The 14,488-nt window shown below is 70.1% G+C and carries 11 protein-coding genes; 8 read left to right on the top strand and 3 right to left on the bottom strand.

Features of this window, described 5'->3' with window-relative positions; genetic code table 11:
* Window positions 1-569: 569 nt before the first annotated feature.
* Complete coding sequence (locus tag ACWFR3_RS36410) at window positions 570-1,019, top strand: PTS sugar transporter subunit IIA (RefSeq protein WP_453738977.1); 450 nt, start codon at window positions 570-572, stop codon at window positions 1,017-1,019.
* A 77-nt stretch (window positions 1,020-1,096) separates the two neighbouring features.
* On the top strand, window positions 1,097-2,767 hold the full coding sequence (gene ptsP, locus ACWFR3_RS36405) for a phosphoenolpyruvate--protein phosphotransferase (protein ID WP_453738976.1): 1,671 nt from the start codon (window positions 1,097-1,099) through the stop codon (window positions 2,765-2,767).
* Between the two features lie 60 nt (window positions 2,768-2,827).
* Here the strand turns inward: ptsP and ACWFR3_RS36400 are convergent, their stop codons facing one another.
* Together ACWFR3_RS36400 and ACWFR3_RS36395 are read right to left on the bottom strand one after the other, a co-directional pair.
* On the bottom strand, window positions 2,828-3,721 hold the full coding sequence (locus ACWFR3_RS36400) for a hypothetical protein (protein ID WP_453738975.1): 894 nt from the start codon (window positions 3,719-3,721) through the stop codon (window positions 2,828-2,830).
* 75 nt (window positions 3,722-3,796) lie between these two features.
* Window positions 3,797-5,785 (bottom strand): acetoacetate--CoA ligase, encoded by a 1,989-nt coding sequence (locus tag ACWFR3_RS36395; protein WP_453738974.1) that lies wholly within the window; start codon window positions 5,783-5,785, stop codon window positions 3,797-3,799.
* A gap of 215 nt (window positions 5,786-6,000) precedes the next feature.
* Between ACWFR3_RS36395 and ACWFR3_RS36390 the strand changes: the two genes are divergently transcribed.
* Window positions 6,001-8,391 carry a glycoside hydrolase family 31 protein gene (locus ACWFR3_RS36390; protein WP_453738973.1) on the top strand — a complete coding sequence of 797 codons (2,391 nt, stop codon included), beginning with the start codon at window positions 6,001-6,003 and terminating at the stop codon, window positions 8,389-8,391.
* A gap of 162 nt (window positions 8,392-8,553) precedes the next feature.
* Here ACWFR3_RS36390 and ACWFR3_RS36385 read toward each other — a convergent pair whose 3' ends face one another.
* Window positions 8,554-9,123 (bottom strand): NUDIX domain-containing protein, encoded by a 570-nt coding sequence (locus ACWFR3_RS36385; RefSeq protein ID WP_453738972.1) that lies wholly within the window; start codon window positions 9,121-9,123, stop codon window positions 8,554-8,556.
* A gap of 111 nt (window positions 9,124-9,234) precedes the next feature.
* Between ACWFR3_RS36385 and ACWFR3_RS36380 the strand changes: the two genes are divergently transcribed.
* From ACWFR3_RS36380 to glpK, 5 genes are all read left to right on the top strand, one after another.
* Window positions 9,235-10,041 carry a M15 family metallopeptidase gene (locus ACWFR3_RS36380; protein ID WP_453738971.1) on the top strand — a complete coding sequence of 269 codons (807 nt, stop codon included), beginning with the start codon at window positions 9,235-9,237 and terminating at the stop codon, window positions 10,039-10,041.
* Window positions 10,042-10,143: 102 nt separating this feature from the next.
* Window positions 10,144-10,569 (top strand): Zn-ribbon domain-containing OB-fold protein, encoded by a 426-nt coding sequence (locus ACWFR3_RS36375; protein ID WP_453738981.1) that lies wholly within the window; start codon window positions 10,144-10,146, stop codon window positions 10,567-10,569.
* Complete coding sequence (locus ACWFR3_RS36370) at window positions 10,566-11,756, top strand: lipid-transfer protein (RefSeq protein WP_453738970.1); 1,191 nt, start codon at window positions 10,566-10,568, stop codon at window positions 11,754-11,756. The genes ACWFR3_RS36375 and ACWFR3_RS36370 overlap by 4 nt, the downstream gene beginning before the upstream one ends.
* 419 nt (window positions 11,757-12,175) lie before the next feature.
* Window positions 12,176-12,931: an MIP/aquaporin family protein gene (locus ACWFR3_RS36365; RefSeq protein WP_453738969.1), complete on the top strand. Its 756-nt coding sequence runs from the start codon at window positions 12,176-12,178 to the stop codon at window positions 12,929-12,931.
* Between the two features lie 15 nt (window positions 12,932-12,946).
* Window positions 12,947-14,467 carry a glycerol kinase GlpK gene (gene glpK, locus ACWFR3_RS36360; RefSeq protein WP_453738968.1) on the top strand — a complete coding sequence of 507 codons (1,521 nt, stop codon included), beginning with the start codon at window positions 12,947-12,949 and terminating at the stop codon, window positions 14,465-14,467.
* Window positions 14,468-14,488 lie beyond the last annotated feature (21 nt).

Genomic DNA, 14,488 nt, shown 5'->3' with positions numbered 1-14,488 from the left:
TCCGTGAATGTTTACCCGTAATCGGGTGCGCATCCGCGTTGAGCGGAACCAGGAAGAGGAATAATCTTCCGGTTCACAGCGTCCTCGCTGATGTTTTCTTCAAAGGAACCTCGCCGTCAGAACAATGTTCCGACAGACGGGGTATCAACATATCTGGCGTTGACTTTTGGCACGCTGTTGAGTTCTCAAGGAACGGACGCTTCCTTTGTACTCACCCTCTCGGGCTTTCCTCCGGGCGCTTCCTTCGTTGTGTTCCAAACTCTATCAGGTCTTTTTCGACTCCCTGACCACTCATCTGCGAGCACGCAGAAGCTGACCCAGGGATTAGGATCTGACTTGATAGATGCCGCCGAGTCCGGACGCTTGACCGCGTCGCTTGCCTCAGGCAGGAGTCCGACTGTACATGGGGCGTTGGGCGGGCGCAAATCGTTTGTGCAGTGCCCCTAGTCAGTCAACCGGGACCTCTCACGCGGAACCGGGACTTTTTATGACTTACTCTTCTGCACAGTGCGTCGTCCCGGACAGGTAGTGACGGCGGCTACGACTCTCCACCCCCTGGGAGGCTTGCCATGACCACCGTGACGTCCCCGCTTGTCGGACGCGCCATCGGGCTCTCCGCTGTACCGGACCCCGTCTTCTCCGGCGCGATGGTCGGGCCCGGCACGGCCATCGACCCCGCGCGCGAGCCCTCTGAGGCTGTCGCCCCCGTCGACGGCATCGTCGTCTCGCTCCACCCCCACGCCTTCGTCGTCGTCGACGACCAGGGGCACGGCGTGCTGACGCACCTGGGCATCGACACCGTCCAGCTCAATGGTGCGGGCTTCGAGCTTCTCGTGAACAAGGGTGACACCGTGCAGCGCGGTCAGTCCATCGTGCGCTGGGACCCCGCGAGCGTCGAGGCGGCCGGCAAGTCTCCGATCTGCCCGATCGTGGCGCTCGAGGCCACTGCCGAGTCCCTCTCCGGTCTCGTGGAGGATGGCGACGTAAAGGCTGGGGACGCGCTCTTCAGCTGGAAGTGACGTCATCGCCGTCCCTGACGGCAGGTAGGACATCCACCGCGGCGGCTGGGCCCGTCGCTCTATCGGAGACGGGTGCAATGGAGACAACGCTGCGAGGCGTCGGCGTGAGCCACGGTGTGGCGATCGGCGAGGTTCGGCACATGGGGACGGCGGTGCTCGAACCGCCCGCCAAGCAGATTCCCGCGGAGGAAGCAGAGCGCGAACAGGGGCGCGCTCGCCAGGCCGTGGAAGCTGTGGCGGCCGACCTGAATGCGCGCGGAAACCTGGCCGGCGGTGAGGCGCAGGCGGTGCTCGAGGCACAGGCCATGATCGCCCAGGACCCCGAGCTCATGGCGGACGTCGACCGCCGCGTCACCGTCGGAAGCTCTGCGGAGCGCGCCATCTACGACGCGTTCTCGCACTACCGCGAGCTGCTCGCGGGCGCCGGTGAGTACATGGCCGGTCGCGTCGCCGACCTCGACGACGTGCGCAACCGTATAGTCGCCCGGCTTCTCGGCGTTCCGATGCCCGGTGTTCCGGACAGCGACGAGCCCTACGTCCTGATCGCGCGTGACCTCGCGCCGGCGGACACGGCGCTGCTCGACCCCGCGCTGGTACTCGGCTTCGTCACCGAGGAGGGCGGGCCGACCAGTCACAGCGCGATTCTCGCGCGGGCGCTCGGTGTGCCCGCCATCGTCGCCCTGCCGGGCGCGGGCGAGCTGGCCGAGGGCACGGTTGTCGCCGTGGACGGCAGCACCGGTGAGATCTTCGTCGAGCCGAGTGCCGAGAAGCGCGCTCAGCTCGAGGCGTCGGCCGCCGAGCGCAAGGCCGCGCTCGCCGCGTCGACCGGTCCGGGTGCGACGTCCGACGGGCACAAGGTGCCGCTGCTCGCCAACGTCGGCGGTCCCGCGGACGTGCCGGCGGCCGTGGAGGCCGGGGCCGAGGGTGTCGGTCTGTTCCGGACCGAGTTCCTCTTCCTCGACGACAGCACCAAGGCGCCGTCGGAGGAGAAGCAGGTCGAGGCGTACCGCGCGGTGCTCGAGGCCTTCCCCGAGGGCCGCGTCGTCGTGCGTGTGCTCGACGCGGGTGCCGACAAGCCGCTCGACTTCCTGACGCCCGCCGATGAGCCGAACCCGGCGCTCGGCGTGCGCGGTCTCCGTTCGCTGCTCGATCACCCCGATGTCCTGCGTACGCAGCTGACGGCGCTGGCCAAGGCCGTGGAAGGGCTGCCGGTCTACCTCGAGGTCATGGCGCCGATGGTCGCCGACCGTATCGACGCCAAGGCGTTCGCCGACGCGTGCCGTGAGGCGGGGCTGCAGGCCAAGTTCGGTGCCATGGTGGAGATTCCGTCTGCCGCGCTGCGGGCGCGCTCGATTCTCCAGGAGGTCGAGTTCCTCTCGCTCGGCACCAACGACCTTGCGCAGTACGCCTTCGCGGCCGACCGTCAGGTGGGCGCCGTGTCCCGGCTCCAGGACCCGTGGCAGCCCGCGCTGCTCGACCTGGTCGCGCTGTCCGCCGAGGCGGCAGCGGCCGAGGGCAAGAGCTGTGGCGTATGCGGTGAGGCGGCGTCCGACCCGCTGCTCGCTTGTGTGCTGACCGGTCTCGGTGTCACCTCCCTTTCGATGGGTGCGGCGTCCATTCCCTACGTGCGGGCGACGCTGGGCAAGTACACGCTGGCCCAGTGCGAGCGTGCGGCGTCCGCCGCGCGTGCCGCGGACAGCGCCGAGGAGGCCCGGAAGGCCGCGCAGGCGGTTCTGTCCGGCGAGTAGCCGGAAGCCAGGTCTGTGAGGGGCGCTCCATCCGACACGGGTGGGGCGCCCCTTCGGCGTTCAGTGCCGGTGTCCCCCTTCGGGCTCGTCCTCGCCGACGGGCGGTGCGGCGCAGTAGTCGACGCCGGATTCCGGGGCCACTAGGTCGCCTGACACCGCGTCGGTGCAGTAGGCGTCGAAGACTTCGGCCGCCGTGAGGGGCAGCAGTCGCTCGCCGTGCAGGCGCCAGCCCTGGACGCGGTCGGGCCTGCCGTCCGCGATGGTGCGCATGACCAGGCCGGCGGCGCTGTGGGTGGCGATGCCGACCGCGAGGACCGTGGTGAATTCGAGGGCTTCGGTCTCGTCGAGGGCTGCGTTGCCCTCGGTGTCCTGTGCGGCGTGCAGTGCGGCGAGAAGTGTCTCCGGGGTGGTGGGCACGCTGCAGACGAGGTGCCGGGTGCCGGGGCCGGAGATGTCGAGCAACTGGACCAGCAGGTCCGAGGCCCGGCTGAAGGCGTCCCGGCCGATGTCCTCGCCGCAGACCGCGCAGGTGCCGAGGCGGGCCAGGAGCATCGTCGCGTACTCCCAGGTGACCTGGCGGACCGCTTCGTCGACGAGGTCGGGGAGCAGATCGGAGAGGGGTCGGCCGTCGTACGGGAGGGTGGGCCCGGTGGCGGCCAGTTCCGCGGTGAAGCGGGTGCGGCTGGCCGGGGCGTCTGGGTTCAGGCCGGTGTCGGCGCAGTATTCCTCGTACTCCTCGGGGTCGAAGAGTGCGACGGCGGTGTGGCCGCCGTCGGACGCGAGGGTTCTGAGGAGGCCTTCGGCCTGCCGGAGGTAGGTCTCGTGGTCGTCGAAGGTGAAGGTGCGGTAGCGGCGCATCGCCGCGAAGTCGTCCTCGTCGGCCAACAGGCCGATGGTTCCGGCGACTTCGCGGCGTAGTGCCCGTCGCATGGTGGTGTGGTGTGCGCTGGCCATGATTCCCCCTGCGATCCGTTGATCAGTGCTCACTCACAGTAAGGGCGAGCACTGACAACGGCGGCGGGCGGAAGATCAGGAGCGGGCGCGGGCGCGGGCCAGGTCCTCGTAGAAGCGGAGCAGGTCGAGGTTGTCCACGGAGCCGGGGTTCACGGCCTTGTCCAGGGCGGTGCCTTGGAGCAGCCGCTTGACCGGGACCTCGATGCGCTTTCCGGTGAGGGTGTGCGGGATGGCGGGGACCTCGATGACCTCGTCGGGGACATGGCGCGGGGACAGCTGTGCGCGGATGGTCTGCTTGATGCGGTCGCGAAGTCCGTCGTCGAGGGTGGCGCCGGGGGCGAGGTGGATGAAGAGGGGCATCCAGTAGCCGCCGTCGGGCTGTTCGACGCCGATGACGAGGGATTCGCGGATCTCCGGGAGCCGTTCGACGGCCTCGTAGATGTCGGCCGAGCCCATGCGTACGCCCTGGCGGTTGAGCGTGGAGTCGGAGCGGCCGTGGATGACGACCGAGCCGTGCGCGGTCACGGTGATCCAGTCGCCGTGGCGCCAGACGCCGGGATAGGTGTCGAAGTAGCTGTCGTGGTAGCGGGTGCCGTCCGGGTCGTTCCAGAAGCGGATGGGCATGGACGGCATCGGGTTGGTGACCACGAGTTCGCCGACCTCGTCGATGAGGGGCTTGCCCTGGGGGTCCCAGGCCTGCAGGTCCGTGCCCAGGCCGGGGGCCTGCAGCTCGCCGATGTGGACGGGCAGGGTGGGGACGGCCCCGGCGAAGCAGGAGCAGACGTCCGTGCCGCCGCTGACCGAGGCCATCCACAGGCCGCCGGGGGTGTCCTCGAACTCGTCGTGCAGCCAGCGGAATCCGTCGGGCGGGAGCGGGGATCCCGTGGTGGCGACGCACTTCACGGTCGAGAGGTCGAAGTCGCGGGCCGGGTGCACGTCCGCCTTGCGGCAGGCCATGACGTACGCCGCCGATGTGCCGAAGAGGGTGGACTTCGTGCGTTCGGCGATGCGCCACTGTGCGCCGGTGTCGGGATAGCCGGGGCTGCCGTCGTACAGGACGATCGTGGTGCCGGTGAGGAGGCCGGAGACGAGGAAGTTCCACATCATCCAGCCGGTGGACGTGTACCAGAAGAAGCGGTCCTCGGGTCCCAGGTCGCAGTGCAGGCCCAGCTGCTTGAGGTGCTCGGCCAGGATGCCGCCCTGGGACTGGACGATGGCCTTGGGCAGGCCGGTCGTGCCGGATGAGTAGAGCACCCACAGGGGGTGGTCGAAGGGGACCGGCTCGAAGACGGGGGCCGTGTCCGACGCGGTGAGGGCGTCCCATTCCAGGGCGCCTTCGGGGGCCTCGGTGCCGAGCAGCGGGATGTGGACGACGGCGCGCAGGGTGGGCAGTTCGCTGCGGAGTTCCGCGACGGCGTCACGGCGGTCGTGCTCCTTGCCGCCGTAGCGGTAGCCGTCGACGGTGAACAGGACGACCGGTTCGACCTGCTGGAAGCGGTCCAGGACGCTGCGGGCGCCGAAGTCGGGGGCGCAGGAGGTCCAGACGCCGCCGACGGCCGCGGTGGCCAGGAGGGCGACGACGGCCTGCGGGATGTTCGGGACGTAGCCGCTGACGCGGTCTCCCGGGCGCACGCCGAGGGTGCGCAGTTCTGCCGCCAGGGAGCCGACTTGGCGGCGCAGCTCGCCCCAGGTGACGGTGGCCGGCTCGTGGGTCTCGTCCACATGGAGAAGCGCGGGGTCACCCGCGCGCGCGGGGTCTTCCGCCGCGCGCAGTGCGTGTTCGGCGTAGTTGAGCGTAGCTCCGGGGAACCATTGGGCGCCCGGCATCGAGCGGTCGCCGAGTACGCGCGCGTAAGGCGTGGAGAAGCGCACGTCGAACCAGTCGGTCACCGCCTTCCAGAACGTTTCCAGTTCGTCCACGGACCAGCGGTGCAGTGCCGCGTAGCCGCCGTCGGCGGGGGCTCCGTGGCGTTCGGCGGCCCACGCCTGGAAGCGGGTGACCTGCGCGGCGGCGATCCGTTCCTGGTCGGGCTGCCAGAGCGGTGAGGGGTTCGCTGAGGACATGGGTCGGCTCCCGGACTTTGCGCGTCGTATGCGTGTGCGGTGCGCGCGTGCTGGTTCGTGCGCGCGACACGGCTGACAGGGACGATGCCACGTGATCGATTTCGGCACCAGGGTGTGCCTCACACAGTCGGCGCGGCGACTATGTGCTGTCTCCCCAGGTGAACGGCAGTTGAACGATGCATACGGGCGGCATTTTCGGTGGCAGGGTGAGCAGCATGAACGGTCGTGACCTGGTGCGTTCGATGAAGGCGGTCAGCTTGGTCGGTACGGCGCAGGGGTTGCGTGCGGTGCGGTCCTCTTGGCGCAGGCGGCGGGTGGACGCTGCCGGGCTCGCCCCCCGGGGTGCCGAGCGCGCGCGGGTGCCGGGGCCGGTGACGGGTGTGGAGCCGGGGCCGGGGGGCGGGGTGGTCCGGTTCGCCCGCTCCGAGCTGCGGGTGCGGGTGACGACGGGCGGGGCGATCTTCTGGGGCTGGGACGGCGCGGAGCCCGATCCCTCGTACGCGCTCGTCAGCGGGAGTCCCGAGGCGGACCCGCGGGCCGTCCTGGAGCCGGACAAGGAGGGCGGCTGGCGGGTGGTGTCGGAGCGGGCGACGGTGGTCGTCTCGCGGCACGGCGCCGTGGAGCTGCGGACGCCCGGCGGTCTGATGCTGCGCCGGGATCTGCCGCCGCGCTGGTGGGAGCCGGTCGACGGGGGTGCGGCGCACTGGCTGCAGCGTTCGCAGGTGGCGGCGGACGCACGGTTCTTCGGCCTTGGGGGACGTGCGCAGGGGCCCCGGCTGCCGAACGGGACGTATCGCCTGTGGAACACCGATCCGGGGGGTTCTTTCGGGCCCGGTGACGGTCCCTTGTCGATCACCATGCCCGTGCAGTTCGTGGTGGCCGACGTGGGCTGTCATCTGGTGTTCCACGACAACACGTGGGACGGCACCGTGGCGCTGCGCGAGGGTGAGGAGGGTGCGGGGTCGGGACACGACAGGGCGGGTTCGTGCGAGGTGCGCATGGACGGCGGGCCGCTACGGTGCTGGGTGATGGTGGGCACCCCCGCGCGCGTGCTGCACACCTGGGCCTCGCTCACCGGGGCACCCGCGCTGCCTCCCGCGTGGGCGCTCGGGCACCATCACGCGCGGTGGGGCTTCGGCGGTGAGCAGGAGGTGCGGCGGATCGTCGCGGGCTACCGGGAGCGGGGGCTGCCGCTGGACGCCGTGCATCTGGACATCGATCACTACGAAGCGCATCAAGTGTTCACCGTCGACAAGGAGACTTATCCCCGCTTGCCGCAGCTGGCCGACGACCTGCTCAGGGACGGCGTGCGGCTCGTGTCGATCGTCGACCCCGCGGTGAAGGCGGAGGCTGGCAATGAGGTCTACGACAGCGGCAGGGCGGCGGACGTCTTCGTGCGGGATGCCGCCGGGCGGCCGGTGCACGGGGTCGTCTGGCCGGGGGTATCGGTGTATCCGGACTTCACGGACGCGCGGGTGCGGGCGTGGTGGGGCCGCCTCTACAAGGAGCGGCTCGCCCAGGGGTTCGCCGGCTTCTGGCACGACATGAACGAGCCGGTGTCCTTCGCCGCCTTCGGGGAGCCGACGCTGCCCCGCTCGGCCCGGCACTCCCTGGAGGGGCGCGGCGGCGACCACCGCGAGGCGCACAACGTGTACGGCCTGGCGATGGCCCGTGCCGGATACGAGGGGCTGTGTGAACTGCATCCCAAGGAGCGGCCGTTCTTGTTCTCGCGCTCCGGGTGGGCGGGAATGCAGCGCTACGGAGGGACGTGGTCCGGGGATGTGGCCACGGGGTGGCCGGGTCTGCGGGCGTCCCTGTCGCTGGTGCTCGGCCTGGGGCTGTGCGGTGTGCCGTATTCGGGCCCTGATGTGGGCGGGTTCGACGGCAGCCCGTCGCCCGAGATGTATCTGCGGTGGTTCCAGCTCGGGTCGTATCTGCCGCTGTTCCGTACGCATGCCGCTCTGCGGGCCGGGCGCAGGGAGCCCTGGGAGTTCGGTCCCGAGGTCCTCGAGCACGCGCGCGTGGCGCTCGTCGAACGCCGGCGGCTGTTGCCGTACTTCGTGACGCTCGCGCATCTGGCGCGGCGTACGGGGACGCCGTACGTGCGGCCCTTGTGGTGGGGCAGTCCGGAGGACCGGGCGCTGCGTGACTGCGAGGACGCGTTTCTGCTCGGCGACTGTCTGCTTGTGGCGCCCGTTTTCGAGCCGGGGGCCGTCCGCCGTACGGTGCGACTGCCTGCGGGCCGTTGGTACGACACGGCGACCGGCGAGGCGTACGAAGGGCCTGCCCGGGTGCTCGTCGAGGCCCCGCTGTCGCGTGTCCCGGTGTTCGCGCGGGCCGGGGCGGTGCTGCCGGTGCGGGGCGCGGACGGCGGGCTCGAACTGGAGGCGTGGGCGCCTGCTCCGGGGCGTACGGGAGGCGGTCTGGTGGTCAGGGACGCGGGTGACGGTTGGGAGCAGCCGGAGATCGAGCGGTTCACCACGCGGTGGGCCGACGGGTGCGTGGTGGTCGAGCGGGACGGCAGAACCGCCGAGGACGCCGACGAGGTGGCAAGCGAGGTCGGGCTGCGGGTGACGGTGCGGGGGATCCCCGAGCGTCAGGTGTAGCGTCCCGCCGCGTCAGACTCCGTGTTCCCGGTGTCAGGTGTAGCGTCCCGCGGCACCAGACTCCGCGTTCCCGGCGTCACACGTAGCGTCCCGCCGCGCCAGACTCCGCGTTCCCGGCGTCACACGTAGCGTCCCGCCGCGCCAGATTCCACGTTTCCGGCGTCAGATGAAGCGCCCCTCGAACCAGGAGCGCACCGCCAAGGTGTGCAGCGGGAAGGCCAGTTCGGTCGGGCGGCGCAGCAGGTGCCAGCCTTCCGTCTCGTCCGTCGGTGCGGGGTCGGGCAGTTGGGCCGCGGGGCGCTCGGGCAGGGCGCCGAAGAGCAGCAGGTATCCGTCGGGTGCGCTGAGCGCTTCGGCGAGGCGGACGTCGCGGCTCTCCGCGCTGATGCCGGTCTCCTCCCTGAGCTCGCGCACGACGGCGTCCCGCCAGTCCTCCCGGTCGTCGATGAACCCTCCGGGCAAGGCCACTCCCCCGCGCGCGGGTGCGATGGTCCGGGTCACGACGACGAGGGCAGTGCCTTTGTCGTCGTAGACGGGCTGCAGTGCCACCGCCACGGGCAGCGGGTTGCGGTAGGCGACCGTGCCGCAGGCGGTGCAGGTGCGGGGCCAGTCGGAGAGGTGTTCCCCGTGCGGCGCCCCGCAGTTCGAGCAGTGGGAGCCGGGTGCGGGGTCGGCGCGGTGCTGGGACGGAGGGGGCTGCGGGGGCTGCTGGGGTGATGGGGGTACGGACACGCCGCGGACTGTATCCGATCACTCCGGTGCCGGTCCTTCTCTCCGGTGCCGGTCCTTCTCTCCGGTGCCGGTCTTTCCCTCCGGTACCGGATCCTGATAAATGCAGGGTTCATGACAGGACTTGCCCCCGCCCTGCGGAATCTCGCCGTCACCGCCACCGCTCTGGTCGCCGTGGCCGCCGCCCCGGCACCCGCCCACGCCAAGCCCGAACCCAAGGCCCCTGATGAGTTCGTGGCGTTGCGTGACGTCGACCCGACGATCATCCAGGAGATGCGCTACTTCACCCCGCACAACTTCGTGGGTGTGCCGATCGACGGCTACAAGAAGCCGATGTGCATCCTCACGGAGCCCGCGGCGAAGGCGCTGCACAAGGCCCAGCGCACGCTGCTGCTCAAGGGCTACTCCCTGAAGGTGTACGACTGCTACCGGCCGCAGCGGGCGGTCGACCAGTTCGTGCGCTGGGCCGAGGACCTCGGCGACGAGCGCATGAAGGCGGAGTTCTATCCCCATGTCGACAAGTCGCGGTTGTTCGAGGACGGTTACATCGCGGCGAAGTCCGGTCACAGCCGGGGCTCGACGCTCGACCTGACGGTCGTGAAGCTGCCCGCCCTGCCCACCCGCCCCTACATCCCCGGCGAGAAGCTCACGCCCTGCTACGGGCCCAAGGCCGAGCGGTTCCCCGACAACTCCGTGGACATGGGCACGGGCTTCGACTGTTTCGACACCCTCTCCCACACCGACGATCCCCGGATCACCGGCAAGCAGCGCGCCAACCGCGATCTGCTGCGGAGCGCGCTGGCCAAGGTCGGCTTCGTGAACCTCCCCGAGGAGTGGTGGCACTTCACCTACAAGCCCGAGCTCTTTCCGGACACCTACTTCGACTTCCCCGTGACGCGCCGCTCGCTGAACGGGAAGTAGCGGGTACCGCGCTACTGACGCGATCCGGTTGCCCGTGCAACACTTCTGACGTTCCGTCAGATCCAGTGTCGTGGAGGAGCCTTGTCGCGTACGCGTACTCCCGTGGTGACCGGCTGGTTCGCCGGGGAGGGAGACAACTTCCGCCTTCTGGGCACGCGCTGCTCGGCCTGCGCCAGTGTCTTCTTCCCCCGCGAGGACGGCTTCTGCCGCAACCCCGGCTGCCAGGGCGGCGACCTCGACGAGGTGCCGCTCTCCCCGCGCGGCCGCGTCTGGTCGTACACGGACAGCCGCTACCGGCCCCCGGCACCCTACGTGTCCGACCCGGAACTTCCGTGGCAGCCCTACGCGTTGATCGCTGTAGAGCTGGAGACGGAGCGCATGGTGGTGCTCGGCCAGGCGGTCGAGGGGGTCACCGTCGCCGATCTGGAGGTCGGCATGGAGGTGGAGGTCGTCCCCGGCGTCCTCGACGAGGATGACGGGACGACCTGGACGACGTGGTTCTGGCGGCCGGTGGGGGTGGGCGCATGACCAGCGAGGTGGCGGTGCTCGGCGCGGGCATGCACCCATGGGGCAAGTGGGGCCGGAGCTTCATCGAGTACGGGACGGCGGCGGCCCGTGCGGCGCTCGCCGACGCCGGAGTGGACTGGCGCGACGTGGGTTCGATCGTCGGCGCGGACACGGTGCGCGGCGGCTATCCCGGTTACGTGGCCGGGGCGACGTTCGCGAAGGCACTCGGCTGGCAGGGCGCGCGGGTCGCGAGCGTGTACGCGGCGTGCGCCTCCGGGGCGCAGGCGATCAACACGGCCCGTACGCAGATCCTCGCGGGCCTCGCCGACGTCGTCCTGGTGGTCGGGGCCGACGCGGCGCCCAAGGGGTTCTTCCGGCCCGCGGGAGGCGACCGGCACGACGACCCGGACTGGCTGCGGTTCCGGGTCCTAGGCGCCACGAACCCCACGTACTTCGGCCTGTACGCGCGCCGCAGGATGGCGGTGCACGGCGACACGCTGGAGGACTTCGCCCGGGTCAAGGTGAAGAACGCGGCAGCGGGGGTGCTCAATCCGAACGCGCGCTACCGCAAGACCGTCACCGCCGAGGAAGTGGCCGCGTCGGCCGTCGTCGCCGACCCCTTGCGGCTGCTCGACATCTGCGCGACCTCCGACGGGGCGGCGGCGCTCGTGCTCTCCAGCATGGACTTCGCGCGGCGGCACGGCGCGGCGGACCCGGTGCGCATCCGCGCGGTGTCGACGGTGACGCCGACGTATCCGACCACCGTCCTGGACCTGCCGGACATCGCGACGGACTCCGCTGCCGCCGTGGCGCCGGCCGACGGGACGTTCCGCGCCTCCATCGCGCGGGCGGCGTACGAAGAAGCGGGCATCGGGCCCGACGAGCTCTCCTTCGCGGAGGTCTATGACCTCTCCACCGCGCTCGAACTGCAGTGGTACGAGGATCTGGGGCTCTGCGGTGAGGGAGAGGGGGCCAAGCTGCTGCGAGAGGGGGCGACCTCTCCGGGCGGGCGCATACCGGTCAACCCCAGTGGCGGACTCGCCTCCTTCGGAGAGGCCGTTCCGGCGCAGGCCATTGCCCAAGTGTGTGAGCTGACGTGGCAGTTGAGAGGGACGGCCGGGGCTCGGCAGGTGGCGGGGGCGCGTGCGGGGATCACCGCGAACCAAGGTCTCTTCGGGCACGGTTCCTCGGTCGTCGCGGTGCGCTGAGCGTCGACTCGGGCACGCCCTGAGCGTCGACTCGGGTCCGCCAGTGATCGTCACGGGGGAAGAGCACGGGCCCGCCGCACAGGAAGCGCTCACGCCGGTTAACCGTTGCCGTCCGCGACCTTGACGCTCCGTCACGGCCGGTGAACACTTCCGGTGTCAGTCGGCATCGCCGCACTTCGGCTCCGCGCCATTCAGGGCCCCTGTACGCGCGAAACGGCCCGCACGAAGGGCCTGTTCAGCGGGTCATCCCCCTCTGGGCGATTCGACTGCGACGGCACGCTCGCCATGGATGCCGGGTGGGGCGCGGGACACGCCTGCCTTCGGCTGACGTCACCGGGCACGGCCAGGCAGTAGTCGTGGGAAAGCACCCAGCACGGAGTACCGGGGCCACCGCCCCGGGCGAGGCCCTAGGAGCCGCCATGTACTCGAATGGGGACATCTTCGTCGGTGAGATCATCGGCACCGCGATCCTGATTCTCTTCGGCGCCGGCGTATGCGCCGCCGTCACCCTGAACCATTCCAAGGCGAAAGCCTCCGGATGGGTCGTCATCGCCTTCGGTTGGGGCTTCGGCGTGCTCGCGGGCGCGTACACCGCGGGCCCCCTCTCCGGCGGTCACCTCAACCCCGCCGTCACGCTCGGCATCGCGATCGACACCGACAAGTGGGACAAGGTCTGGATCTATCTGCTCGGGCAGATGGTCGGTGCGATGCTCGGGGCCGTCCTCGCGTACCTCGTGTACTACGCGCAGTTCAGCGCCAACGTCACCCGCAACGCCAAGGACAAGCTGTCCAGCGCGCACGAGCCGACGCCGACGCTGGGCATCTTCTCGACCATCCCGGAGATCCGTAACCCGGTCGCCAACCTCGTCACGGAGATCATCGCGACCGTGGCCCTGGTGCTGCCCATCCTCGCCTTCGGGCTCACCAAGGGACTCGGCGAGTCCGGTACGCAGACTCTGATCGTGGCGTTCCTGGTCGTCGGCATCGGCCTCTCGCTCGGCGGGCCCACCGGCTACGCCATCAACCCGGCCCGCGACCTGGGCCCGCGCATCGTGCACGCGTTCCTGCCGATCCCGAACAAGGGCACGTCCGACTGGAGTTACTCCTGGATCCCGGTGGCCGGGCCGCTGATCGGCGGAGCGCTCGCAGGTCTCATCTACAACGTAGCCTTCTGACCTCAAGGGGTAGCCATGCCGGACAACTCCGAGAAGTTCGTCGCCGCCATCGACCAGGGCACCACCTCCAGCCGCTGCATCATCTTCAATCACGCGGGCGAGATCGTCGCCGTCGACCAGCGCGAGCACCGCCAGATCTTTCCGAAGCCCGGCTGGGTGGAGCACGATGCCGCCGAGATCTGGTCCAAGGTGCAGGCCGTGGTCGCGGGGGCGATAGCCAAGGCCGGGCTCCGTGCCGACCAGCTCAGCGCGCTGGGCATCACCAACCAGCGCGAGACGACGGTCCTGTGGGACCGCGCCACGGGCAAGCCCGTGCACAACGCGATCGTCTGGCAGGACACCCGGACGTCGGCTCTCTGCAATGAACTGGGCGGCGCGGACGGCCAGGACCGGTTCCGCGAGCAGACCGGACTGCCCCTTGCGAGCTACTTCTCCGGGCCCAAGGCGGCCTGGCTGCTCGACAACGTGCCCGGCCTCAGGGCCCGTGCCGAGCGGGGCGAGATCGCCTTCGGCACCATCGACTCCTGGCTGATCTGGAACCTCACGGGCGGCACGGACGGCGGCGTGCACGTCACGGACGTCACCAATGCCGGGCGCACCATGCTGATGAACCTGGCCACCCTCCAGTGGGACCAGTCGATCCTGTCCGCCATGAACGTCCCCGAGGCGGTCCTGCCGGAGATCAGGTCATCGGCCGAGGTCTACGGCACGGCGGTCGGGCAACTTGCCGGCGTGCCGGTCGCCTCCGCTCTCGGCGACCAGCAGGCGGCCATCTTCGGGCAGGCCTGTTACGACACGGGGACGGCCAAGAACACGTACGGAACCGGCAGTTTCCTGTTGCTCAACACCGGTAACCGGCCCGTCCCCTCGAAGAACGGGCTGCTCACCACGATGGGCTACAAGATTGGCTCGGAGGCGCCCGTCTACTGCCTCGAAGGGGCGATCGCGATCACCGGCGCCCTGGTGCAGTGGTTCCGCGACCAGCTCGGCATCATCCGCAGCGCCGACGAGATCGAGCCCCTGGCCGCGAGTGTGGAGGACAACGGCGGTGCGTACATCGTGCCCGCGTTCTCCGGCCTCTTCGCGCCCTACTGGCGCTCCGACGCGCGCGGTGTCGTCACCGGACTCACCCGGTACGTGACCAAGGCGCATCTGGCGCGCGCCGTCCTGGAGGCGACCAGCTGGCAGACCAGGGAAGTCGTCGACGCCATGTACCAGGACTCCGGGGTGCAGCTGCGGACCCTGAAGGTGGACGGCGGCATGACCAAGAACAATCTGCTGATGCAGCATCAGGCGGACATTCTCGGGGTGCCGGTGATCCGCCCGAAGATCACCGAGACGACGTGTCTTGGTGCCGCGTACGCCGCCGGGCTCGCGACCGGCGTGTGGAACGACCTCGACGAGCTGAAGGCGCACTGGCAGCAGGACGCCGAATGGACGCCGTCGATGGAGACGGAGGCACGCGAGCGCGAGTACCACAACTGGCGCAAGGCCGTGGAGCGGAGCTTCGGCTGGCACGAGGACGGCGCGAGCTGAGCCGCGAGCCCGGCCGGGGGT

The organism is Streptomyces sp. NPDC055189, from assembly GCF_053606765.1.
The sequence above is the reverse complement of the archived record's forward strand: the minus strand, read 5'-3'. Positions and strand labels throughout refer to the sequence as shown.